This is a genomic window from Aeromicrobium sp. YIM 150415 (assembly GCF_016918125.1).
In the GTDB taxonomy this organism is placed as follows: domain Bacteria; phylum Actinomycetota; class Actinomycetes; order Propionibacteriales; family Nocardioidaceae; genus Aeromicrobium; species Aeromicrobium piscarium.
The window spans coordinates 22375-46210 of sequence record NZ_JAERWM010000022.1; the positions used below are offsets into that span (position 1 = coordinate 22375).

Consider the following 23836-nt stretch of genomic DNA (forward strand, 5'->3'; position numbering starts at 1 on the left):
GCGCTCACCCGAGGAGACGGGTCATCGACGCGCGCGGATCGCCCAGGCGGGTGTGCACGACCTTGTGCTCCAGATAGCTCAACAACTCGTCCTGGGACTCCTCGCGACCGAGCGCACTGTTCTTGGTCCCGCCGAAGGGGGTGCCGAAGTAGTGGCGCGTCGAGTCGTTGACCCAGACATAGCCGGCGTCCAGGGCGTCGGCGGTCCGGTGCGCCAGCGCGAGGTCATTGGTCCAGACGCTCGCCGTCAGGCCGAGCTCCAGGCCATTGGCCTCGGCGAGCATGTCGTCATAGGAGTCCCAGCGGAAGACCGACATCACCGGCCCGAAGATCTCCTCGCGGCCGATCCTCATCTGCGGCGTGACGTCCGCGAACAGCGCGGGATTGACGAAATTGCCGCCCGCGGGCAGGCCAGCGGGGCGATCGCCGCCGTGCACGAGCGTGGCCCCCTCGGCGATACCGGACTCGATGTAGCCGGCGACACGGTCGCGGTGCACCGCGCTGACCACAGGGCCGACATCGGTCTGTTCGTCGTAGGCGATCCCGACCCGGTACTCGGCGAGCCGTGCCGCCATCCGCTGGACGAACTCGTCGTAGATCTTGCCGTGCACCATGATCCGCGAGTTGGAACCACAGGACTGTCCCTGGCACACGTCCAGGTTCATCCCGTAGATCGCCCCCTCGACGGCGAGGTCGATGTCGACATCGGGGAACACGACCATCGCGTTCTTGCCGCCGAGCTCGAGGGAGAGGTGCTTGACCATGCCCGACTCGGCCGCACGGCGCTGGATGAGGAGACCAGTGGGCACCGATCCGGTGAATGCCAGCCGCTTGATCGCCCGGTGGGTGACGATCGTGTCGCCGGCCTCGGCGCCACCGGTCACGATGTTGACGACGCCCGCCGGGAAGGCCTCGGCGAAGAGCTCGGCCAGCGCCAGCGTCGACAACGAGGTCTCGTCGGAGGGCTTCATCACCAGGGTGTTGCCGGTGATCAGCGACGGCAGCGGACGCGTGATCGCGAACATCGCCGGATGGTTGAACGCGGTGATCCGTCCCACGACGCCGTAGGGCCGATGCGCGGAGTAGTGCAGGTTGCCCGGGCTTGCCGGGTAGACATCGCCGGTCATGGACCGCGCGAAGGCGGGCCAGCCCTCCAGATAGGCCTGGCAGATGTCGATATCGGTGCGCATCGCGGTCACCGGGTTGCCGCAGTCGATCGCGTCGAGCATCGCCAGCTGCTCGCGGTTCTCGCGCACGAGCTCGCCGAATCGCTCGAAACAGCGCGAGCGGCCCGCGACCCCGAGGGCCTCCCAGGCCGGCTGCGCCTCCTCCGCGGCGGCGACCGCGGCATCGACATCGGCGGCCGATGCCTGCGGAATCGTGGTGATCTGCGCGCCGGTGGACGGGTCGTGGACCTCGCGTACCGGCCGGTCCTCACTGCCGATGAACTTTCCGCCGATCAGCATCGCGAACTCGCGTCCGTCGATGTGGCGGGTGATCGCGTCGGCGACATCAACCTCGGTCATGGGTGGCCTCTCTCTAGAATCCTGGGGTTACTACGTCGATCAACGCGGGCTTGCCCGAACGCACGACCTCGACGGCCGCGGCGAGCTGCTCGGCCAGCGACTCCGGGTCGGTGATCGGGCCGACCCCCCAGACGCCGAACGAGCGCGCCATCGCCGCGAGGTCCACGGCGGGGTCCGCGAGACCGGCACCCGCGTAGCGCCGGTCCTCCTGATGGCCGCGGGCCTCGCCGATCTTCATCGCGTGCTCGACCGTGTTGCCGTACTGCCGGTTGTTGTTGACGACGATGAGGACCGGCAGCGACTTGTTGGCGGCGGTCCACAGCGCCTGGGGCAGGAAGAGCAGATCGCCGTCGGCCTGCACGTCGACCGTGATGGTGCCCTCGGGCTGCGCGAGCGCGACCCCCAAGGCGCCGCCGACCCCGTAGCCGAGTCCACCGCCGGCGCCCCAGCCGGCGTACTGGCGTGGGCGGTCGAGGGGCAGATAGCGGTGCTCCAGCCGGCCGTTGGTGCCGCCGCCGAGCACGAAGTCGGTGCCCGCCAGCGCGTCGGCGAGCTCGATCAGCAGTCGTTCGAGCGGGACGCATCCGTCGGCGGTCGCCGACCGGGCGGCCCGCTGGGCCTCCTCGCGCGTCCTCGTCGTGAGGGCGGTCGTCCGCGCGATCCGCTCGTCCACCGCCACGGCGGCCAGCGGCTCGTCCTCGAAGGTGCGGAGCAGGCCGGACACCACATGGTCGGCCGATGCGGTGATCTGGCGGTCGGCCGGCACCATCGCCTGATAGTCGTGGGCCCACGCGCGCAGTTTCAGGTTCGCCAGCGACACGTTGACGACCGAGAGTCCCGCGTCCCCGTAGCGCGCTCGCAACCGGCTGTCGATGTCCTCGACGTCGAGGGCGAGGACGACATCGGCCTCGTCCAGCACGTCCTCGACGTGCGTGGCGGCCAGCGGATGCGTCGTCGGGAAGGCGTGCCGCACACCGGTGTCCACCACCGGGGCGCCGAGCGTCTCGGCGAGGGTCACGAGATCGGCGAAGGCCTCGGGCGACTCTCCGGCGTAGCCCGCCAGAATGACGGGCCGCCGGGCCGCACGCAGCTGCTCGGCGATCCACCGCAGATCCTCCGGCGAGGGGGCGGGGCTGCTCGGTATCGGATATCGGCCGACCCCACCGACCGACAGGTCCTCGGGCAGCGGATCCTCTTGGAGATCGACGTCATAGCAGAGATAGACCGGGCCGGTCGGCGCGCTGCGGGTCGCGGCGATCGCTCGGGCGAAGGACTCCTCGACGCTGTGGATGTCATGGGGTTCGTCGTCCCACTTGACGAAGTCGCGCACGAGATTGGCCTGCACGGAGGCCGTGTGGATCCAGTCGATCCATGGGCGGCGATGGGGTGTCGACTTCGGCCCGGTGCCTCCGAGCAGCAGCATCGGCACCCGGTCGCACCAGGCGTTGTAGATCGCCATGCTGGCGTTCTGGAGGCCGACGACATTGTGCAGCAGGACCGCCATCGGCCGGCCGGCCGCCTTGGCATAGCCCTGTGCCATGCTCACGGCGATCATCTCGTGCAGGCACAGCGTGATCTCCGGTGCCTCGCTCGTATGCACGAGGGAGTCGTGGATCCCCCGAAAGCTCGCGCCAGGATTGAAGGCGACGTGGTCGATCCCCGATTCCATCAGGAGATCGACGACGAGATCAGAGCCGTGGCGCGCGGCCGGGCGATCGGGCACGGTGGACGCTCCTTCGCGTCGAGGGCAATTGGCGACAGTATACACTTATCGCGTGGTCGTGCGCCACCCTCATCTCAGCGGCACGAACGGCACCGCCGAGATCACGCCTAGTTGCCTTGGCCCTCTTGGATCATGCGTCCGGCCGCCACCACCGCATCGCAGCTGTGCATGACGTGCTGCTCGGACGCCGTGCGCGCACCCGCGGCGTCACCGGCCTCGACCAGCTCCAGGATCCGGTCGTGTTCCGAGCAGGCGTCGACCGGCCGATGCACGGCGCCGCCCTTGGACCAGAGCCGGCTGTACCGCTGGGAACGCAGCCGCAGGGGCTCCAGCAGAGCCAGCGCCTCCTCCGAGCTCGCGGCATTGAAGAGCAGCTGATGGAACTCCTGGTTGAGCTCCAGCCAGGCGGCGTGATCGGTCTCCCGGCGCAACCGCTCGTTGACCTCGCGCGCCGCGGCGATGGTCTCCGTCTGGACGTGCGGCACGGCCCGCTCCATCAGCCACCCCTCGATCAGCGCCCGCAAGGAGAAGACCTCGGCCAGGCGCGCGGGATCGGTCGCCCGCACGAAGGAGAGCCGGTGGGCGTGGGACTCGATCAGCCCCTCAGCCTGAAGCTGTCGCAGCGCCTCGCGCACCGGGACGCGGGAAACGCCGAAGTGGGTGGCGAGCTCCACCTGATTGAGTTCCGCGCCGTCCGCGAGCTGGCCCTCGTTGATCGCCCGGCGCAGTGCGTCGGCGATGTAGTCAGCCGTGATCCGCCGATCCGTCAGCGTTCTCTGGACGGCGATCGCCGCGAGGGGATGTGTTTCTGGCATGTAAACAGAATACATAGAAACAGCGTCTCGTCCATATCACAGCGCCCCGTGGTGGGTGAGAGCCAGGTCTCAGAGGGTCCGCCAGCAAGCAGGGCATCTCGGTGATCGAGTAGCTCGCGAGGAACGAGCGACGATGGAGCCGTGACACCAGGGGCGTAGCCGTCACAGAGCCAGATCACCCCACCCCACGTGGCCTCGATACGCGTCGGCCGTGAACGGCCTTTGGCTACTCGACCACCGACCATCCGGTGATCGAGTAGGCACCGCGAGCGCAGCGAGCAGGCGACGATGGAGCCGCGACACCAGGGGCGTAGCCGTCACGGAGCGAGATCACCCCGTCCCACGTGGCCTCGATACGCGTCGGCCGTGAACGGCCTTTGGCTACTCGACCACCGACCATCCGGTGATCGAGTAGGCACCGCGAGCGCAGCGAGCAGGTGCCGATGGAGCCGTGACACCAGGGGCGTAGCCGTCACGGAGCGAGATCACCTACCGGCGCGACCTCAGTCCAGGAAGGACTGCGGCGGCAGCGGACCCCAGGTGTTCAGCGTCTTGGTCATCCGGTCCCCCGGCTCCCAGCCGATCGGCTCGGCCTCGGGGTCGACGATGTGCACCATGTCGGCGAACAGTTCCAGGCGAAGCCCCGACGAGGGGTCCCGCACGTAGACGAAGAGGCTCCGGCCCGGCCGATGCCGGCCCGGGCCGTACTCGATCTTGTACCCCCGGTCGTCCAGGTGATCGAGGATCGGCTGATAGGAGTGCCAGCCGGCGACCTCCATGCCGAGGTGATGCACCGATCGCGGCCCGCCGGGCCGCAGCGCCACATTGTGGTGCTCGGTATCCGTACGCATCCAGAACAGGTTCTCGCCGATGTACTCCGAGAGCCGCAGTCCGATCCGCTCGGTGAAGAACGCCGCGGTGTCGCTCGGCTTCGGCGACATGAGGTTGACATGCCCCATGCGCCTCGGTCGCAGCACCGAGGGCTCGGGGACGTCGACGTGAAGTGTCGCCGCGACCTCGAAGGTCACCCGCACCTCGCTGGCGGGATCGATCACCTCGAGAGCGGAGTCGCTGATCCGCCGCGCGCCCAGGTGTCGCTCCAGCTCCGCCAGATCGACTCCGTCGGGCAGCGCGAAGACCAGCCGCTCCACGCCGAGCTCCGGCCCGGTCACCAGCTGGATAGCTCCCTGGCCGCGGCCCGCGTGGTACTCGCCCGCGCAGCTGGCCATCAGGCTGCCGTCCTTCTCGACGATCGCCATGTGCAGTCCGGACGCGAGGAACTCCGCGGTCGCCTCAGGATCGGGCACCGCGACGACCATGCGTTCGACCCAGCCGCGGGCCGGTGACCGCTCAGGCGTCGATGGCGACGTACTGGAGATCGAGGTAGTCATTGATTCCTTCCCTTCCGCCCTCTCGGCCGAGACCCGACTGCTTGATCCCGCCGAACGGGGCAGCCGCATTGGACACGAGTGCCCGGTTGAGCGCCACCATCCCCACGTCGAGGCGTTCGGCGGTGCGCAACGCCTTCTCGGTGTTACCCGAGTACAGATAGGCGACCAGACCGTACTCGGTGTCATTGGCGACCGCGACCGCCTCATCGAGATCGTCGAAACAGGTCACGCCCGCGACCGGCCCGAAGATCTCGTCGGCGAACATCCTCGACCCCGGTGACACATCGGTCAACACCGTCGGCTCGAAGAAGGTCCCCGGGCCCGGCAACGGACTGCCGCCCGTCAGCAGGCGCGCCCCGTGATCGACCGCGTCCCGCACCAGCCCCGCGAGCTTGTCACATGCCGCCCCGTCGATCATCGGCCCGACCTGCGACAGCGGGTCCAGACCATGTCCGACGGTGAGGTCGCGCATCCGTTCGGCCAGCCGGCGGCCGAACTCGTCGGCCACCCGCCGGTGCACGAGGAAGCGGTTCGCCGCGGTGCAGGCCTGGCCCATATTGCGCATCTTGGCGATCATCGCCCCCTCGACCGCACGGTCCAGGTCCGCATCCTCGTCGACGATGAAGGGCGCATTGCCGCCGAGCTCCATCGAGGGGCGGACCACCTGCGGGCCGCACTGGGCGATGAGGAGGCGGCCCACCGCGGTGGATCCGGTGAACGAGACCTTGCGGATCCGGCCGTCGGCGAGCAGGGCACCGCACACGGCCGGCGCGTCCATCGTGGTGACCACGTTGAGCACGCCCGCGGGCAATCCCGCGTCGAGGAGGAGCTGCGCGAACCGCAACGAGGTGAGCGGCGTCTGAGGCGCAGGCTTGAGGATGGCCGTACATCCCGCGGCGAGGGCCGCCGCGACCTTGCGGGTCGCCATGGCCAGCGGGAAGTTCCACGGCGTGATCAGCAGACAGGGACCGATGGGACGGCGGGAGACCAGAATCCGCGAACCGCCATCCGGCGATCGCCGGTAGTCGCCCTCGGGGCGCGAGACCTCCTCGGCGTACCAGCGCAGGAACTCCGCGCCGTAGTCGACCTCGCCACGCGCCTCCTCCAGCGGCTTGCCCATCTCCGTGGCGATCAGCCGGGCGAACTCCTCGCGCCGTGCGGTGAGCGCGTCGAAGGCACGTCGCAGTAACTCGGCCCGCTCGCGGAAGGTCGTGGCCGCCCAGCCCGGTGCCGCGTCGACGATCGAGTCGAGCGCGCGCAGTCCGTGCGCGACGGAGGCGTCCGCGACCCGCGCGATCGGCTTCTCGGTCGCCGGGTCGACGACGGGGAAGGTCTCGTCCACCCGCTCCCATCGTCCGTCGATCAGCAGGCCGCTCGGCAGACCCGCGCTCACCTCGTCCACCGTCGTCGGCGCGGTCATGCGCTGCCCCTCAAAGTCGTCTTCATCATGCCTTTCAGCTCGGTGATCTCGCCGATCTCGCGGCCGAGGCCCTGTTCACGGGCGCTGTCGATGAGCACGGCCCCCAGCGCGAGGTCCTGTGCGGCGGTGCCGACCGACTTGAAGACCAGCAGATCGCGGCCGGCACCGCCGTTGAGGCTGTCGTGCGACCACTGCGCCATCGAGATCAACGACTCGGCGCCGATCATCCCCGCGTGGACCGCGGCGACCACGTCCCCGGACTCGGCCATGACCTGAACCGGGTCGTCGACGACCACCGCGCGGGCACGGCCGAAGGTGGTCACGTCCAGCTCCCGCAGGTCCGGCCTCGTCGAGCCGATCGACAGGACGACTCCGCCCGGCGCGAACACCGAGCCGTCGACCACCGGGGTCGTCGCCTTGGTGCACAGCACGGTCACCGTTGCCGTCGAACAGGCCTCGGACACGTCGTCCACCGCGATCACGTCGATGCCGAGCTCGGCGGTCATCCGCCGCGCGAACTCCGTGCGACGCTCCGCCGACGTGCTGAACACCCTGACCTCGTTCAACGGCCACAGCCGAGTGAAGGCGCGCAGGTGGCTCTCCGCCTCGAAGCCCGTGCCGACGAGCCCGAGCCGCGTCACCTCGCCGGGATGGAGCAGCTGGCCCGCGAGCGCGGTGGTGGCGGCCGTCCGCAGACGCGTCACCTCCGAGGCGTCGAGGGTCGCCAGCAGCTCACCGGTCTCCTGCACGTAGACGAGCAGCAGGTAGCGGTTCCCCACTCCCCTGGACACGGTCATGACCTTGGCGCCCATGTACTCGCCCAGGGCCGCCGGCATCACCCGCAGGAAGCCGGTCGGGACGTTGACGTCGATCCGGGGCGGAAGCTGCTCCTCCCCCGCGCGTTGCGCCTTCAGCGCCATCTCGGCCGCGTCGAAGGCGATCTGCTCATCGCACAGCCGGCCGATGTCGTCGCTGTCCAGGTGGATGGTCATCCGACCCGTCCTTGGTAGAAGCCCTCGTCGTCGGCCGGCAGGTCGAACCCCGAGGCAGCCAGGCCGGCACGCAGGGCCTTCATCTGGCCGGGCTGCAGCCGCATGGTCGGCATCCGCAGCTGACCGCCGTTGAAGCCGTTGAGCCAGCTCAGGTACTTCCACCCCTGGCGGTGGATCAGGCCGGCGCCGGCGAAGGTCGCGTGGAAGGCGCCCTTGGCCTCGCGAGCGGGCTGATAGCTCCAGAAGATCTCCATCGCGTCTTCGTAGCGGTCCGCCAGCAGCGCGTCGATCACCTTGGGGACCCGGTCACCGAAGGACTCGTAGGCGCTGGTGCCCCACCAACGGGTGCCGAGCAACCGCTGCTGTGCCGGGATCAGCATCTCCTGGGGGTACTCGACGAGCAGGTTGTCGCCGCACAGGTCGGCCACCTGGGTCAGGGCGGAGAAGAGAGCGGCGCCGCCGCCCTCGTACTTCAGCGCGGCGGCGGTGTCGATCTTGCTCATCTCCACCAGCGCCTCGATCGGGAAGCCGGTCGGGTCGAGCGGCTTGAAGCCCCAGGTGGTGGCCGCGAACAGGATCATCGCCAGGTCGGTGTTGTCGGTGACGTAGCGCGTGTGCTCGACGACCTCGGCCGCGCTCTTGGGACGGAAGCTCTGCGGATAAGACAGCAGGCCCGCCTCCACACCCAGGTCCTCCGACAGCTTGCCGATCTCGACCGCCTGGTCGACAGTGTCGAAGCTGAGGTGGGAGACGATCTTGAATCCCTCCGGCGCGGCCTCCGTGGCCACCTCGAGGAAACGCTTGTACTCCTCGAAGGTGGTGCTGCTCTCCGAGGCGACCAGCGTGCCCCAGAAACCGAGCTCGGCGGCCCGGGCGATGTCGAAGCGGATGCCGGCCTCGTTGAGACCGGAGAAGTCCTCGTTGAACGAGGGAAGGGTCACGCTGCACGCGCCGATCCACTCATTGCGTGCGCGGTCCTTGATCTCACCGCGGCTATAGGGGAGTGCCATGTTCAGTTGCCTTTCGAGGTCGCGCGGACAAGGGAGATCGGGTCGTAGACCCAGCGGCCGCTGGTGAACCACGGTTTCGCGGCCAGGGCGTCGCGGCGCGGGGTATCGCGCGCCGCCGCGCGTTCGGGGGCGTCCAGGACGGCAGGGCTCTCGATCTCGTGGAGCGCCAGATGCGTCCACGGCGGACCGGCGAATCCCGGGCGCACCCGGTAACGGCGGACGCGGAGCCAGCCCGGCACCTTCATCAGCAGCGGGGTGTGCTCCTCGTCGTACCAGCCGTCGAACTCGGCCTCGTCCTCCTCGGGCACGGCGAAGGCGACCACGTACAGCGTGTGATCGGTGCCGGTCCAGTCCGATGGCTGCTCCGGGGCCGTGTCCGCGATCTGGTCGGTGATGTAGCGGGTGAAGCCGCTGACATTGTCGAGCATCCGGGCCGTGCGCTCCGGTGGGTCGGACTTCAGCAGCCCGTACTCGGGGGTGTCGAGGGCGGCCATGTCGTCGAGGAAGTAGCAGGCCAGGTGCCAGGGGTCACCGTCCTGGCGATACCGCAGAGCATGGGAGAAGCCGTCGATCGCCATCCGCTGCGGGATGTGCTCGTTCTTGTACCAGTCGTCGAAGTCGGCCTCCCAGCCCGCGGGCGGCGCCATCTGGGAGAACAGCAGTCCCTTGGTCATCGCAGACCATCTCCCACGGCCTCGGACTTCGCGAGTCCGCCGACGCGGTGGTGCACCCGGCCGCGGGTGCCGAGCGCGGCGATCACCGCGATCTCGTCGGCGCGTGGTCCGGTCGGGATCGACACGGTGATCGCGTCGTAGAACTCCCGCACGAACAGGGCCTTCTTGTACGCCAGCGGGACGTCGATGACGGTCCCGGCGGTGCCCATCTTGGTGGCCGAGGTGACCCAGCCGGTACCTCCGATTCCATTGCGCATCGCATCACCGAAGGGCGTCGTGAGGCAGGCGACCCCGTGCTCCTGCTCACCGTCGAGACCGATGATGGCGCCCTTGCCGCAGCTCTCCGCCTGGACGCCCCCGAGGGCGGCCTTGCACCGGTCGACGAGCTCGACGGCGAGCTCTCCGCTGGGCTCCAGCAGCGCGCTCAGGTCCTCGCTGTACCGGCCGGCGTACGGGTTCTTGATGACTGCCGTGACCGCCACCTTGAGCAGCGGTTCGTCGACGCGGTCACCGCCATCGTGGTGGATCTCCTCCAGCGTCGTGTACCACGCTCGTACCTCGAGGTTGCTCATAACACTCCTTCTTCAGTGGCCGCCGGCGGACGACGCCGCGACCTGCCCGTGGATGGTGATGGATCGTGCCGCGGCTGGGGTGTTGCGGCTCTTGTCGAAGCGGACGACGCCGGACGTCACCGCCGCGCAGACCCCGGGGATGTCGCCGGCGCGCAGCGCATCGGCCCACGTGCGACCGACCGACCCCAGCGGCGCGTCGAGCAGCAGCAGGTCGGCGGGCCGGCCGATCTCCAGACGTCCGGCATCGAGTCCGAACACGTCCGCCACCTGGCCGGTCATCGCCGCGATCGCCTGATCGACGTCGAGGCCGCCGAGCGAGACGAGCTCGGCCGACAGATGCCACAGCGCGAGGGGAACGACCCCCGTGCCGGTCGGAGTGTCGCTGGCGATGAGGATCCGGCCGGTCTGTCCGTGCTCATGGGCCAGCCGGCAGATGTCGAGCGAGGAGCGCAGATTGCCGGCCATGACCAGCTGCAGCGCCATCTCCCCCTCGCGCACGAGCCGCTCGTTGTCCCCGGCCGGCATGGCGGTGGGCCCGCCGTTGGCGTGGAAGGAGACATTCGGGTTCATCTCCAGGAGCAGATCGGCATCGATCCGCTCCAAGGTGCCCGGGATGCTGCCGCCCCCGGTATGGAAGGTCACGACGATGCCGGCCCGCCGCGCGTCCCGGACCAGGGGCACGTAGTCCCGCGGTGCGGACACGGCGCCGAAGCCGCCCTTGGCGAGCCAGACGCCCTGTTCGCGCAGGTAGGCGAAATCCTCATAGGTCAGGCCGGGTTCGAGGATCACCGACCCGGCGTGGACCGTCATGCCTCCGGGACGGAAGTCCCGGAAGGCGCGTTGTGCGGCGATCGCGAGCGCTTTGACGCCCTCGGGGTCGGTGGGACGTCCCGGGACGTGGACCTCGCTCGCGCTGATCGCCCGGGTGACGCCGCCGTGGACGTAGCTCTCCAGGAAGCCGACCGTCTGCTGACGGGGGGTGTAGTCACCGAAGGTCGAGTGCACGTGGGAGTCGATCAGGCCGGGCACCATGCCCACTCCCGCGGCGTCGATCACGGTCTCGTGGTCGCCGGGCCGGACATCGGCGCTGTCGCCGATCCAGGAGATCAGCCCGTCGTCGCACACGACCGCGTCTCCGGACAGCGGCGTCCCGCCGGCGTCCCCGGTGTGGCTCAGGCCGATGTTGACGATGGCCAGACTCATCGGTCCTCCTCGTGGTGACTGTTGACTGTATACACTAGCTGGCCGAACGAGGCGGCAGCAAGCCGCCCCGCTGATTGGCTCAGAGGAAGACGCCCAGGTTCTTGGTCGACATCGATGCCTGATCGATCAGGATCCGGCGACGGGCGATCAGCCAGTCCGCACCGCCGGGCCGGAGCAGATCCTGCCGCTCCCCCACGATCAGGTCGTACGCGCCCATATCGCTACGGCTGCGATAGAGGAGCATATTGGTCTTGGCCAGCATCTCCCCCGAGTCGTGTACCTCGGCCACCCGCACATTGGTGATGAAGCGGCGCGTCAGCGACGGCGGATCCTCGCACCACGCCACATCGGTGCGCAGCCGCTTGGCCCGCAGGGTCAGCGACGCCTTGGTGTCGTCGAAGTGACCGAGCTCGTCGACCGTGTCCGAGGCGGGCATCTTGCGCATCACCCGGATCGGCGCGGTGTACTCGATGTCGTCAGCGAACAGGTCGAGCCAGTCCTCCCATCGGCGGTCGTCGAGCAGCTCCGCCTCGTGGATGTAGAAGTCCTCCAACGCGACCCTGGTCTCCAGGTCGACCATGCTCCGGCTCATCGTGCGTCCTCCAGCAGCTGATCGCGCCACACCCGGTAGTAGGTGCGGGCGGCCGATTCACTGAACTTGCCGTCGTAGACATCGCCCGGACCGGGGAACTCCCCCGGCTCCAGCGGTGGCGCGTCCAATCCCATCGCATAGTGCAGGACGAACTCCTCGCGCCGGTACAGGGCCGCGTCCGAGCTGCGGGTCTGCATCTCGAAGTTCTCGGTGTCGTCCTGGTCGAACATGCCCGAGGAGCTGAAGGTCTGGGTATACATCCGGCGCCCGAGCTTCTTCCACCACTCCGGGGCATTGCGCTCGACCAGGTGCCAGGACCAGACCTGCGTCTTGTTGGGGCCCGCGGGCTGCCAGATCCGCAGCATCGCCCCCGAGACGCGGCGACCCTCGACCTCGATGAAGTTCGGGATGAGGAAGGTGAAGTTGGGGAAGATATTGCCGTGCATGTTCTTCAGCCTCGAGAGGGTCTCGAACTGTCCGGCGTCGAGATTGTCCCGGTACTCGTCGGCGAGCTCTGAGGGGAAGTACGACTCCTCGTCGAAGTGCACACCCACGCCCAGTCCGTGTCCTCCACCGGGATCGACGTGATAGCCGTCGCGCCCGAAGTCGACTCCCTTCACCAGATCCAGTCGGGTGAGGAAGGAGTGGGCCGTCGCGGTGTGGTACGCGTCCGAGGCGAAGTTCTCCGACGGCAGCCGCCAGTTGGACGGGAGCACCCAGCGCTCGGGGAAGCCGACCACCTCCATCTCGGCGCGCCCGACGATCAGGTCGAGGTACCAGCGCGCGTCACCCAGGAAGTCCTCCAGCGGCGGGGTGTCCTTGGCCCAGGTGGCAAAGATCAGGCCCTTGTAGATCTCAGTACGCGCCTCCACCAGGTGCAGGGCGTCACGGTCGAGACCCTCCGGATAGGCGACCCGTTCGAAGGGCGCGCCCATGAGGGTCCCGAGGAAATCGCCCTTCGAGCCGTAGGTGAAGCCGTGGTAGGGGCACCGCCACATGTTGACCTCGCCGAAGTCCTCGCAGGCGAGCCGCATGCCGCGGTGCCGGCAGGCATTGAGGAAGACCCGGACGATGGTGTCGTCGCCGCGCCCGACGATGACCGATTCCTCGCCCATCGTCCGCGTGACGAAGGATCCGGGGTTCGGGATCTCCGAGAGATGTCCCACGAACTGCCAGGTACGCCCGAAGATGCGCTCGATCTCCAGTTCGTAGACGCCGGGATCGGAATAGACGAACATGGGGATCTCCCCGCGCTCCGGGCGCACGGTCTCGCGGATCCGATCCTCCAGCTCATGGCGGCCTTGCACGTCGTAACGGCTCATGTAGACAGAATACAGTTAAACTCTCCGGTGTGAACCCCCCGTCATCGCGCACCCCCGCAACGACCACCCCGTGGGGTCTCGTGACCGGTCTGGGACTGGCCGTCCTCTGCTACTCGACCACCCAGATGATGGTGGTGCCGATGCTCCCGGACATGGCGGCCGATATCGGCGTGGACGCCGATGCCGCGGCCTGGCTGGTCAGCGCCTTCCTGCTCTGCACCGCGGTGTCCACCCCGCTCCTCGGCCAGGTCGGCGATGTCGTGGGGCGCTCCCGGGTGCTGATCGCGGTGCTGGCACTCTCGGCGATCGGTTCGCTGCTGGCGATGACGGCCCAGAACTTCACCCTGCTGCTCCTCGCCAGGATCCTCCAGGGACTCGGCGGCTCCACCTTCCCGCTCGCCTTCGGCATGGCTCGAGACGTCCTCCCCCGGGCCCGAGTGGCGATGGCGGTGGGCCTCATCAGCGGGAGCTTCGGGCTCGGCGGCAGTCTCGGGCTGGTGATCGCCGGGTTCCTGAGCGATGCCGGCTCGTGGCGATGGACCTTCACCGTGAGTCTCGCGATGAGCGTGGGTGCCATCGGCTTCCTGTGGCCGACCCGGCGCCTCCACGAACCGCTGAGCCGGAGGCGACTCGACTGGCGAGGCGCTCTGACCGTGACCATCGGCTTCACGTGCCTCCTGCTGGCGATCTCCCAGGGTCAGGCCGTCGGCTGGCTTCGCGCGTCGCTTCCCCTGTCACTCGCCGGAGCCGGCCTGCTCGTCGTCTGGTGGTGGCAGGCGCGTCGCCAATCCGATCCGGTCTTCGACGTGAGGATGCTGGTCGAACGCTCGATCCTGCCTGCTCACCTGACGGCGATCCTGCTCGGCTTCATGATGTACAGCAACGGCTTCCTGATACCGCTGTTCGTCCAGCACCCCGCCGGCCTGGGCCGCGATGTCAGCACGTCGAGCCTCGTCCTGCTGCCGGCCCTCGCGCTCAGCGTGGTGGCGGGCTATCTGGCCGCGGTCATGGGCCGCAGGAGTCCCGCCCTGCCGATCGTCACCGGCGCGATCCTGATGGCCCTCGGCTTCGCGCTCGCCATCGCCGCCGGGCATCATCTGCTGCTCCTCATCGTCGCGGTCGCCCTCTCCCACGGCATCGGCCTGAACCTGATGCTGGCCGCGATCGCGAGCACGGTCACGCTCAACGCGCCGCCGGACCGCATCGGCGAGGCCACGGGCGTCAACACCGCCGCCCGGACCGTGGGCGGCTCGATCGGCAGCCAGGTCGCGGCCGCGCTCATCACCGCGCCGGCCTGGGGTGCCGCCGCCGGATTCTCCCTCGCCTTCGGGGTCTGCGGCATCGTCGCCGTCATCGCGGCGGGGCTCGCCCTGCTCGCACGTCAACCGGCGCCGTCGCCGAGCGATGCGACCGCGTGACAGAGACCCCATCAACGTATACTGTATTCACTTATGACGAACGCCGCGCTCGCCCTGGTACGAGCCCATCTCGCGGCCGAAGACGCCCAGGACGTCGACGCGACGATGGCGACCTTCACCGAGGACTGCTGGTACTCGATCCCCACACAGGACCTGTTGCTGCGCGGACAGGAGGCGGTGCGTGCGCACTACACGGCACTGTTCTCGTCCTTCCCCGATCTCGTGAACCAGAGCGTCACCCTCCACGATGCCGGCGACCGCGTGTTCGCCAGGATCGTCGTCCGGCGCCATCACCTCGGGGCCTGGGGGACGTTCGCGCCCACCGGGAACGAGATCGTGACCCACGCCCTGGCGGAGTTTCCCCTCGCCGAGGACGGGCTGCTCGAAGCGGAGATCGTCCACATCAACCCGCTCGAGGCGCTCGTGCAGATCGGCGCGGTGCCGACCGGCAACGTTTTGGAGCTGGCCCGCCTCTTCGCCGAAGGATCCCCTCGATGAGCTCGCTGGCCGGGACCACCGCCATCGTCACCGGGGCCTCGCGGGGCATCGGCGCCGCGGCCGCGGCCGCCCTGGCCGCAGCCGGCGCCCGGGTCGGCATCATCGCGCGCGACGAGGCAGCGGCGACCGGCACCGCCTCGGCGATCGGCGAGGCCACCGGGCTTCCGACGGCAGCCCGAGCCGCCGACGTGGCAGAACCCGAGTCGCTACGGGTCGCGATCACCGAGCTCGCCGGGCAACTGGGCGCGCCATCGATCCTGGTGAACAATGCCGGCGCCATCGACCGATCGCCGGCCGAGGAGCTGACCGAGGAGTCCTGGCGGCGGATCCTGGACACGAATCTCGGCGCCGCCGCCACAGGAGCCACGACCGTGCTGCCGCTCATGCGAGAGCTCGGCGGCGGTTCGATCGTCAACATCACATCGCTCAGCGCCCATCTCGGGGTACGACAGGCGGCCTCGTACGGTGCCAGCAAGACCGCCCTCCTGGGGCTCACCCGCGCCCTGGCGCTCGAATGGGCACCCCATCGCATCCGCGTCAACGCCGTCACCCCCGGCTATATCGACACGACCTTCACCCGCCCGCTCGTCGACGGCGAACGCGCCGGGCCGCTCCTCGAACGCATCCCGCTCGGCCGCTGGGGGCGCCCCGAGGACGTGGCCGGCGCGATCGTCTATCTCGCCTCACCCACGTCGGCCTATGTCACCGGGCAGACGATCGTCGTGGACGGAGGCTTCAGTGTCGACGGCTGACCATGAAAGGAAGCCCATGAGACCGACCGCGGCACCGCGCTGGTGGGAGCAGCTCGTCGAGGAGGCCGACGGTGGCGCCTACCGCGCACGTCATTGGAAGGCAGCACCGCGCCCGCTGGGAGACCGACCCGCCCTGGTGATCGTCGACGTCGTGCGCTCCTTCACCGGCGCCGAAGGGCAGTCCCTCGACGCGGCGATCGCCGACTATCCGACCTCCTGCGGTCCGCACGCCTGGAAGGCGATGCCCGCGATCCAGCGCCTACGCGACCTCGCCGACACCTCCGGCTGGCCCATCGTCTACACGACGGGGCTGCCCGGGGGCACCGAGGCCTACGGCGGCACGGTGAAGGGCGACCTGGAGGGCCTCGGATCGCCGATGGACCTTCCCGGCGCCCAGGACATCCCCGAGGAGATCGCTCCCCCGGCCGGGGCGGTGGTCCTCGCCAAGCCGAAGGCGAGCGCCTTCTTCGACACTCCCCTGCTCTCCCATCTCATCCGTCGCGGGGTGGACTCGATCGTCGTGGCCGGCGGAACGACCTCGGGATGCGTACGGGCCACGGTCATCGACGCCCACTCGCACGGCTATCGGACCTTCGTGGCCGAGGACGCGGTATTCGACCGGTCCCGGCTCAGCCACGGGGTCAACCTCTTCGAGATGAACGCGAAGTACGCCGACGTGCTGACCGCGACCGAGCTCACGGCATCAGCATCCCGCCGTTCACCTGCACCACCTGTCCGGTGATGTAGCTCGCTCCCGGGCCTAGCAGGAACAGGATCGGCGCGACCACCTCGTCGACCTCTCCCAGCCGGCCCAGCGGGATGGCCGCCAGGGCCGTCTCCTCGTCGAAGTTCGGGTTCGCATCGGTCATCGTCGTCCGCACCGGGCCGGGCGCCACCGCATTGCATCGGATGCCGTCAGCGGCATGCTCCAGCGCGATGGACTTGGTGAGCGCCTCGATACCGGCCTTGGCCGAGGCATAGGGCGCACCCCGCGCGGAACCCTTCCGCGCCAGCCCGCTGGACAGCATCACGATCGCGCCGCCGCCACGGCGCACCATCGCCGGAAGCACCTCACGGGTGACCAGGAAGGCCGCCGTCAGCGACGCGTCCACCACCCGGCTCCACGCCGGGAGAGACAGCTCCCGCACCGCGCCGCGACCGACGATGCCGGCAGCGCAGACGAGGAGCTCCGGGTCCCCGAGCTCGGCCTCGACTGTTCGCACGGCGGCGGCGACGGCGGCCTCGTCGGTCAGATCGCAGCATACCGAGTAATCGGCGCGGGGATTCACCGCGAGATCGAGTACGGCCACGGCATATCCCTCCGAGGCGAGCGCCGTCACCACGCCACGGCCGATGTCTCCCGCCCCGCCGGTGACGACGGCGACCGGGCTCATCGCACGTCGGCGATCTGCTCGGCGACGATCGGCAACAACTCCCCCTCATTCTCCTCGAAGAAGAAGAAGTGACCATTCCCCGTGATGCCGTGGTCCCCGAACGACACCACCCGCGCATCGGCCCCCCAGTCGCGGAACTGCTGGGCGGTGGCGCGCTCCGTCTCGATCGTGTGCGCAGGATCCTCGGTGCCGGACACCAGGCGGATCGGCAGGCCGGCGAAGGCGGACGTGTCCGTCACGGCGGGGAGCCCCGGGATCACGCCGATGCGCTGTTGGAGCATCAACGGGGGCAGCCCGACGAAACCGGCCCGCAGCCTCTCGACCTTATCCCGGTCGAAGCGGGTGCTGGTGGCGATCGCCTGGTGGTAGACATAGCCGTCCTCGTAGATGTAGCCGCGCATCCGGTCGATGACGAACTCCACGCCGGTCTCCTCGAAGCGGGCCACGAGGACACGGCCATCGTCGCTCAGCACGGTCGAGCGCGGCGGGACATTGCCCGGATACGAGGCGGCGAGCGCGACCACGCCTACGACCAGGTCCCGCTCGTGCTCCACAAGCTGCCAGGTGGTCGCGCCGCCCATCGAGTGCGGGAGCACGACGACCGGACGACCGATGACGTCCCGCAACAGCCTCCGGTAGCCCGCCACCACGTCGGCATAGTCGATGTCGATCAGGTGGCGCCCGCCGGAGCGTCCGCAGCCGGGCCAGTCGGTGACCCACACCTCGTAACCTAGGTCCGCCAGCCGATCGGCCCATCCCGGCGCACCGTCGAGGTCACCGCGAAAGCAGGCCCCTGTCGCTCCGCCGCCGTGGATCATCAGCAACGGCGGACGATCTCCGCCCCCGCCGGCGTTGAGTGTCTCGTAGTAGAGGCCCGAGGTCGGCTCGTGTCCGGCGCGCATCACCTGACATCGCTCCTACCGAGGTGCACCTCGGTATCGGTGAGGAGGAGATCGGCCACCAGCATGTGAGCGGACTCATGGGTCACGGCGAACTCAGGCCGGGCCTGTTCCATCACCCGCTGCGTGGTGACGCCGCAGGCCCAGAACACCGGTACCTCGTCGTCGGCCACCGAGACCTCGCCGAAGGACTCCACCGGCCGGTCGAGGTCGATGCCCAGCGCACCGGGATCACCGACGTGCACGGGCGCCCCGTGGAGCCCCGGATGGCGGCGGCTCACCTCGATCGCGAGGTCCACCGACGACCGCGGCACCGGACGCATCGAGACCACCAGCGGGCCGCCGAAACTGTCGACGGGATTCGTCGCCCTGGTGGTCTGGTAGATGGCGCCGCCGAAACCGCGGGCCTCGCCGCGCAGCGGCACGTCGTGGCGCTTCAGGACCTCTTCGAGCGCGAACGAGCAGCCGAAGGCGAAGGCCACCAGGTCATCGCGCCAGGTCTCCCTCAGGTCGGTGCGGGTCCCCGTCGAGACCCCGTGCTCGAAGATCCGGTAGCGCGGGAGATCGGTCCGCAGATCGATATCGGGGCCGAGGACGGGAAGCCGCGGATCGCCGGGCTCACCGCGCGCGAGGATCGGGGCGACCGAGGGATTCTCCGCGCACCAGCCCTCGAAGCCCTCGGCCCACGCCGCGGGCAGGACCACCAGATTGCACTGCACCCGGTCCGGGGCCACACCGCGCGTGGGCCCGGACCACTCGCCCGCACGCACCTGGTCGCGGTAGTCGCTGAGCTCCATGTCGCGCCCTCAGATCGTTCCGGTCCGGTCGCCCGGCTGCATGATCGACTCGTAGACCTGCGTGCGGAGCTTGGCGTACTCGGGAAGGACCTTGGTGGTGGTCTGATGCCGCGGCCAGGGCAGGTCGATCGTGAGGACCTGCTCGACGGTCGACGGCGGCCGGCTGAGCACGATCACCCGATCGGACATGTACACGGACTCGTCGATGTCGTGGGTCACCAGGATGATCGTGACACCGAACTGTTCACGGACCTGCAGCACGAGGTCCTCCAGCTCCGCACGGGTCTGCGCGTCGACCGACGCGAAGGGCTCGTCCATCAACAGCACTTCCGACTGGTAGGCCAACGCACGGGCGATCGCCACCCGCTGCTGCATACCGCCGGACAACTGCCACGGGAAGTGCTTCTCGAAGCCCTTCAGTCCCACCGCCTCGAGCGCCTCGGCGGCGGCCGAGACCGGATCAGCGACCATGCGCTTGCCACCGTGCTTCAGCGGAAGCTCGACATTGCGCTGGACCGTGAACCAGGGGAAGAGCGAACGGCTGTAGTCCTGGAAGACCACCGCCATCTCCGGGGGCGGTCCGGTCACGGTGGCGCCATTGAGCCTGACTTCGCCGGTCGTCGGCGCGAGCAGGCCCGACATGCACTTGAGCAGTGTCGTCTTGCCGGCTCCCGAGGGGCCGACGATCCCGACGAACTCTCCGGCGGACACCGTGAAGTCGAGTCTTTCGATGGCTTTCGTCGCGGACGAGCCGGAGCCGAAGCTCTTGCCGAGTCCCACTACCTCTAGCACGTGCTGTCCTCTCTCATGACGGATCTTCGGATCGGTTCCAGCGCAATGCCCTGCGTTCGATCGCGCTGAGCAGGAAGTTCAGGACGACGCCGAGCAGGCCGAGCAGGATGACACCGGCCCACATCGCGTCGACGGCGAATCGTTGCTGCGCGAGGAACACGAAGTAGCCGATGCCGTTCGTGCTCGCGACCATCTCGCTGGTCACCAGCAGGAGGATCGCGATCGACAGGCTGATACGCATGCCGGCGAAGATCCGCGGCGACACCGCCGGCAGCACGATGAACACGAATCGCCGGACACCACTGATCCCGTAGACGCTCGCGCTCGCCAGCAGGGTCGAGTCCAGTTCGCGCACGCCGTCGCGGGTGTTGAGGATGATCGGCCAGCAGCACACGAAGGCGATGACCGCGACCTTGGTGAGATCGCCGATGCCGAACAGCACGATCATCGGGGGAAGCAGGGCGGCGGCGGGAATGGACCGCAGGAAGTTGACCACGGGATTCGCCAGCGCGTCGAGCACCGACGAGGAGCCGAGCATGAATCCGACCGCGACCCCGGCGATCACCGCGAGCGCGAAGCCGGTGAACATCCGCCGCAGGCTCGGCACGACGTCGCTGCCGACGTTCTCGAACAGCCAGGTGTCGGCGAAGGCCGAGCCCACGTCGCCGAAGCTCGGCCAGATATAGCTCGTCTCGGACTTCGACTCGGTGTAGAGCCAGATCGCGAACACGAAGAGCGCCGAGGCGATCAGGCCGACGGTGATCTTGCCGGCGCGACTGTACTGCAGCCACCTCATCTCAGACCCCCGTCCGCTGTGACTGGTGCCAGTGCAGCAGCCGGCGCTCGAACCTGGCGAAGACCGTGTGGGCGAGCAGCCCCAGGATCCCCGAGGCGATGATGTACGCGTACATGTCCTCGACCCGGCCGAGCGACTGCATCAACGCGATCGAGCTGCCGAGGCCGGTATTGCCCGAGATCAGCTCGGCCGTCACGGCGATGATCAGCGCGATCGACGAGGAGATCCGCATACCGGTGGCGATGAACGGCAAGGCATTCGGCACCTGCACGAAGCGGATGCGGGCACCGGTGGACAGCCCGAAGGACCGGGCGGTCTGCAGCGCCACGGGGTCGACGGAGCGCACCCCGTAGAAGGTCTGCACGATCATCACCCAGACGCAGCCGAAGGTCACCAGCACCACATCGCTGGTCAGACCCGGGCCGAACATCAAGATGGCGACGGGGATCAAGGCGACCCCCGGCACCGGACGGAGGAACTCCACGATGGGGGTCAGCGCGTGCGAGGCCAGCAGGCTCGATCCCATCAGCGTGCCGATCACCCCGCCGATGACGGTGGCCAGGAGGAAGCCGAGCCCGGCGCCGGCCAGCGTGGCGCCGGTCGCACCCCAGAAGTCCGCGGTGAAGAGCAGTTCACCGAAGTGACGGAGCACCGGCACGGCCCCGGGGATCTCGTCGCTGGACACGATCCCCAGGGTCGGCAGCGCCTGCCAGATAACCAGCGCGATCACCACGCCGGCGGCTCCGAGCACCCTGGCACCCGCCGGCCGTCCGGCGAAGGTCGCCAGTTGGGCGGACATCGGCTAGTCCTCGAGAGGGAACGCCGTCATCATGCTCGCGGCGTCCACCTCGTCATCGATGCCACCGACGGCCAGCATCATGTCGGCGATCTCCTGGACCTGCTCGCGACTCGCCTCCGTGATCCAGATGGGGAGGGTGATCGACGCGGCCGCCTCCTCGGGGAATCCCAGACCTTCGGCGAGAGCGTCGCGTACCGCCTGCTCGTTCTCCTGGCAGTACTCGAGGGTCTCGAGCCAGGCGGCCTGGAAGGCCTTCACGACCTCGGGGCTCTCCTGTACGAAGGCCTCCGATGCGGCGATCGCTCCCATGAGCTGTCCGCGCGAGAGCGGGACGAGCGCCGTTCCTCCCTGCTGTTTGATCTGCGAGAGGAAGGGTTCGACGACCCCGACGGCGTCGACGCGACCGGCGGAGAGCGCCGCCGGCATGTCGGGGAACGGGAGCGCGACGAAGCTGACGGTGCTCACATCGACCCCCGCCTCCTCCAGGACCGACCGCACCTGGGAGTCGGTGAAGGACTTCAGGCTGGGGACACCGACCGTCTTGCCCTCCAGCTCCGTGAGGTCGGCGGCACCGCCTTGGCCGACGGCGATCGCCTGATAGTCGTCCTCGGCGGTCTCGCCTCCGCGGTCGATCGGCGCGATGCCGACGAGGGGCAGACCCTGTTCGCGCGAGGTGACGAGCGTTCCCCAGGTGTTGGCGCCGAGGTCCACGTCCCCGGAGAGGATGCGCGGGAAGACGGTCGGCGCCAGGCCGCCGACGTCGATGTCCAGATCGATGCCGTGCTTCTCGAAGATGCCCTGCTCGATCCCGACGAAGACCGGAGCGAAGGTCGCTGCCGGCACGACAGCCATCGAGACGCTGGCGGGTTCGGCCTCACTCGGGCCGTCGGCCGCCTCGTCATCGGCGGGACCTGAGCCGCAAGCGGCCATGAGTACCAGCGCCGCGGCGATCGACGCCGCGCCCCCCAGTCTCTTCGGGAGGAAACGATGGCGGGGAGACAGTCCGGACATGGGGAGGTCCTCTTCCTAGGGCGGCTGGTCGATAGACTACTGTATACACTTCCGCCGCTGACGCTGTCAACGCTTCGTCCGCAGAATCACACCGCCCTGATCCAGCCGAAACGCAGAGCGCCCCGGACCCCTAGGCGGGGATCCGGGGCGCTCACGCGCGTGGATCAGAGATGGGTCTCGATATCAGCGTCCTCGCGGGCCGCATCCACGAGGGACTGATAGGTCTCCTGCTGCTTCTGGCTGCGGACCTGCTCCTCGAGCTGCTCGCGGACCTCCTCGAAGGGCGGGAGCTCGGCACCCTCGCCCTGCGCGGCGACCGCCTGGTCGTAGAGCTCGCGGAGCTCCTCCTCCGACGCCGGTGCGTCGCCGATCTCGTCGTCGACGAGCGACTGGACGGTGACACCGTCGGCGATCTGCTCGCGCACCTCGTCGGCGGAGAGGTCCTGCTGCTCCTCCAGCTGAGCCAGGTACTCCTCGGGAGACTCGACGCCGCTGTTGGTGGCGTAGGTCGTCAGGAGCTCGTCGATCTCCTCGTCCGTGGCGGACAGGCCACGACTCTCGGCTTCCTGCACCAACAGACGGTTGTCGATGAGCAGGTCGAGGGTCTCCTGCTTGAGCTGGTCCTGATCGACGGGCTCACCGGACATCTCCGCCTGGCCGGCCGTCTGCTCGAACTGCGGCTCGTAGATCGCCACGAACTCGTCGCGGGTGATGTCCTCGTCGTTGACGACCGCAACCACGTCGGGGATACCGGACAGGTCGGCCGACTGGGCCGAGGTCTCGTCTCCGGACTCGTCGCCATCCTCCCCACCGCGCGGCAACACCGCCGCGAGCAGGACACCCAGCACGAGCAGGGCGGCCAGCAGCACCGCCACCAGCCTGGTTCGATTCGACACACGCTCTCCCTTGTCGTCGACGTTGCCGCGACGAAACTAGCACCCGGCCCCTGACACCCGAGCCAGCTTGATTTGAATGATTCAAGTCTTGCTAGGGTGACTCCGTGTCCACCGCACACCGCACCCCCACCACGACCGAGGCCATCCGCGGCGCCGGCCTGCGCGTGACGCAGTCGCGGCGAGCGGTCATCGACGCGCTCGGCGAGCGCCCCCATGCCCGGGCCGAGGAGATCTACCGCTCCGTCCTGGAGTCGATCCCGAACACCAGCCTGCAATCGGTCTACAACGCCCTCGGCGACTTCGTCCGGGCGGGCCTCGTACGCCGCATCGAACCGGCCGGCCATCCGGGCCTGTTCGAACTGCAGTCCGGCGACAACCACCATCACCTCGTCTGCACCGCCTGCGGCTCGGTGCACGATGTCGCCTGCGCCGTCGGCGAGGCCCCCTGCCTGACCCCCTCCGATGACCACGGCTTCGCACTACACGCCGCCGAGGTCACCTTCTGGGGCCTGTGCCCCGACTGCTCACGCGAGCCTTGATTTTGC

General features: G+C 68.9%; 25 protein-coding genes. 5 read left to right on the forward strand and 20 right to left on the reverse strand.

Annotation, left to right across the window (positions count from 1 at the left end):
- Positions 1-4: 4 nt before the first annotated feature.
- The 12 genes from JL108_RS13750 to JL108_RS13805 all read right to left on the reverse strand — a co-directional run bounded on the left by JL108_RS13750 (position 5) and on the right by JL108_RS13805 (position 13239).
- Entirely contained in the window at positions 5-1525 is a 1521-nt protein-coding gene (locus tag JL108_RS13750; protein WP_205198809.1) for an aldehyde dehydrogenase family protein, read from the reverse strand.
- Between the two features lie 13 nt (positions 1526-1538).
- The gene (locus tag JL108_RS20515; RefSeq protein ID WP_205198810.1) at positions 1539-3248 is read right to left on the reverse strand and encodes a thiamine pyrophosphate-binding protein; all 1710 of its coding nucleotides are present in this window, start codon (positions 3246-3248) and stop codon (positions 1539-1541) included.
- A 107-nt stretch (positions 3249-3355) separates the two neighbouring features.
- Entirely contained in the window at positions 3356-4063 is a 708-nt protein-coding gene (locus JL108_RS13760) for a GntR family transcriptional regulator (protein WP_205198811.1), read from the reverse strand.
- A 503-nt stretch (positions 4064-4566) separates the two neighbouring features.
- Entirely contained in the window at positions 4567-5454 is an 888-nt protein-coding gene (locus JL108_RS13765; protein WP_205198812.1) for a VOC family protein, read from the reverse strand.
- Positions 5414-6874 (reverse strand): NAD-dependent succinate-semialdehyde dehydrogenase, encoded by a 1461-nt coding sequence (locus JL108_RS13770; RefSeq protein WP_205198813.1) that lies wholly within the window; start codon positions 6872-6874, stop codon positions 5414-5416. Before JL108_RS13770 ends, JL108_RS13765 begins: the two co-directional genes overlap by 41 nt.
- Positions 6871-7866, reverse strand: a complete 996-nt coding sequence (locus JL108_RS13775) for an ornithine cyclodeaminase family protein (RefSeq protein ID WP_205198814.1) — start codon at positions 7864-7866, stop codon at positions 6871-6873. The genes JL108_RS13770 and JL108_RS13775 overlap by 4 nt, the downstream gene beginning before the upstream one ends.
- A complete protein-coding gene (locus JL108_RS13780) occupies positions 7863-8876 on the reverse strand; it encodes a dihydrodipicolinate synthase family protein (RefSeq protein ID WP_205198815.1) in 1014 nt (337 codons plus the stop codon). The genes JL108_RS13775 and JL108_RS13780 overlap by 4 nt, the downstream gene beginning before the upstream one ends.
- A 2-nt stretch (positions 8877-8878) precedes the next feature.
- On the reverse strand, positions 8879-9550 hold the full coding sequence (locus JL108_RS13785; protein ID WP_205198816.1) for a DUF4286 family protein: 672 nt from the start codon (positions 9548-9550) through the stop codon (positions 8879-8881).
- Complete coding sequence (locus tag JL108_RS13790; protein ID WP_205198817.1) at positions 9547-10122, reverse strand: amino acid synthesis family protein; 576 nt, start codon at positions 10120-10122, stop codon at positions 9547-9549. Before JL108_RS13790 ends, JL108_RS13785 begins: the two co-directional genes overlap by 4 nt.
- Positions 10123-10134: 12 nt before the next feature.
- Entirely contained in the window at positions 10135-11325 is a 1191-nt protein-coding gene (locus JL108_RS13795; protein WP_205198818.1) for an amidohydrolase family protein, read from the reverse strand.
- Between the two features lie 79 nt (positions 11326-11404).
- Complete coding sequence (locus JL108_RS13800; protein ID WP_205198819.1) at positions 11405-11917, reverse strand: 3-phenylpropionate/cinnamic acid dioxygenase subunit beta; 513 nt, start codon at positions 11915-11917, stop codon at positions 11405-11407.
- Positions 11914-13239: an aromatic ring-hydroxylating dioxygenase subunit alpha gene (locus tag JL108_RS13805; protein WP_205198820.1), complete on the reverse strand. Its 1326-nt coding sequence runs from the start codon at positions 13237-13239 to the stop codon at positions 11914-11916. Before JL108_RS13805 ends, JL108_RS13800 begins: the two co-directional genes overlap by 4 nt.
- 29 nt (positions 13240-13268) lie before the next feature.
- Between JL108_RS13805 and JL108_RS13810 the strand changes: the two genes are divergently transcribed.
- From JL108_RS13810 to JL108_RS13825, 4 genes are read left to right on the forward strand one after another with little or no spacing between them, the layout of a single operon-like run.
- Positions 13269-14657 (forward strand): MFS transporter, encoded by a 1389-nt coding sequence (locus JL108_RS13810; RefSeq protein WP_205198821.1) that lies wholly within the window; start codon positions 13269-13271, stop codon positions 14655-14657.
- A 33-nt stretch (positions 14658-14690) separates the two neighbouring features.
- The gene (locus JL108_RS13815) at positions 14691-15155 is read left to right on the forward strand and encodes a nuclear transport factor 2 family protein (RefSeq protein ID WP_205198822.1); all 465 of its coding nucleotides are present in this window, start codon (positions 14691-14693) and stop codon (positions 15153-15155) included.
- Positions 15152-15907 (forward strand): SDR family NAD(P)-dependent oxidoreductase, encoded by a 756-nt coding sequence (locus tag JL108_RS13820; protein ID WP_205198823.1) that lies wholly within the window; start codon positions 15152-15154, stop codon positions 15905-15907. Before JL108_RS13815 ends, JL108_RS13820 begins: the two co-directional genes overlap by 4 nt.
- A 16-nt stretch (positions 15908-15923) precedes the next feature.
- Positions 15924-16649 carry an isochorismatase family protein gene (locus tag JL108_RS13825; RefSeq protein WP_205198824.1) on the forward strand — a complete coding sequence of 242 codons (726 nt, stop codon included), beginning with the start codon at positions 15924-15926 and terminating at the stop codon, positions 16647-16649.
- On the opposite strand, the gene JL108_RS13830 is transcribed toward JL108_RS13825, so the two are convergent.
- From JL108_RS13830 to JL108_RS13865, 8 genes are all read right to left on the reverse strand, one after another.
- Positions 16603-17301, reverse strand: coding sequence for an SDR family NAD(P)-dependent oxidoreductase (locus tag JL108_RS13830; RefSeq protein ID WP_205198825.1), 699 nt, complete (start codon positions 17299-17301; stop codon positions 16603-16605). The two genes, JL108_RS13825 and JL108_RS13830, sit on opposite strands and share 47 nt — an antisense overlap.
- On the reverse strand, positions 17298-18203 hold the full coding sequence (locus tag JL108_RS13835; RefSeq protein WP_205198826.1) for an alpha/beta hydrolase: 906 nt from the start codon (positions 18201-18203) through the stop codon (positions 17298-17300). The genes JL108_RS13830 and JL108_RS13835 overlap by 4 nt, the downstream gene beginning before the upstream one ends.
- Complete coding sequence (locus JL108_RS13840; RefSeq protein ID WP_205198827.1) at positions 18203-18997, reverse strand: D-glutamate cyclase family protein; 795 nt, start codon at positions 18995-18997, stop codon at positions 18203-18205. Before JL108_RS13840 ends, JL108_RS13835 begins: the two co-directional genes overlap by 1 nt.
- Before the next feature lie 9 nt (positions 18998-19006).
- Positions 19007-19789 carry an ABC transporter ATP-binding protein gene (locus tag JL108_RS13845; protein WP_205198828.1) on the reverse strand — a complete coding sequence of 261 codons (783 nt, stop codon included), beginning with the start codon at positions 19787-19789 and terminating at the stop codon, positions 19007-19009.
- Positions 19790-19802: 13 nt separating this feature from the next.
- The gene (locus tag JL108_RS13850) at positions 19803-20585 is read right to left on the reverse strand and encodes an ABC transporter permease (RefSeq protein ID WP_205198829.1); all 783 of its coding nucleotides are present in this window, start codon (positions 20583-20585) and stop codon (positions 19803-19805) included.
- A gap of 1 nt (position 20586) precedes the next feature.
- Entirely contained in the window at positions 20587-21384 is a 798-nt protein-coding gene (locus JL108_RS13855; protein WP_205198830.1) for an ABC transporter permease, read from the reverse strand.
- Between the two features lie 3 nt (positions 21385-21387).
- Complete coding sequence (locus tag JL108_RS13860) at positions 21388-22395, reverse strand: ABC transporter substrate-binding protein (protein WP_205198831.1); 1008 nt, start codon at positions 22393-22395, stop codon at positions 21388-21390.
- 164 nt (positions 22396-22559) lie between these two features.
- Positions 22560-23291: a SurA N-terminal domain-containing protein gene (locus tag JL108_RS13865; RefSeq protein ID WP_205198832.1), complete on the reverse strand. Its 732-nt coding sequence runs from the start codon at positions 23289-23291 to the stop codon at positions 22560-22562.
- A gap of 104 nt (positions 23292-23395) precedes the next feature.
- On the opposite strand from JL108_RS13865, the gene JL108_RS13870 reads away from it, so the two are divergent.
- Positions 23396-23830, forward strand: coding sequence for a Fur family transcriptional regulator (locus JL108_RS13870; protein ID WP_143913390.1), 435 nt, complete (start codon positions 23396-23398; stop codon positions 23828-23830).
- Positions 23831-23836: the final 6 nt, after the last annotated feature.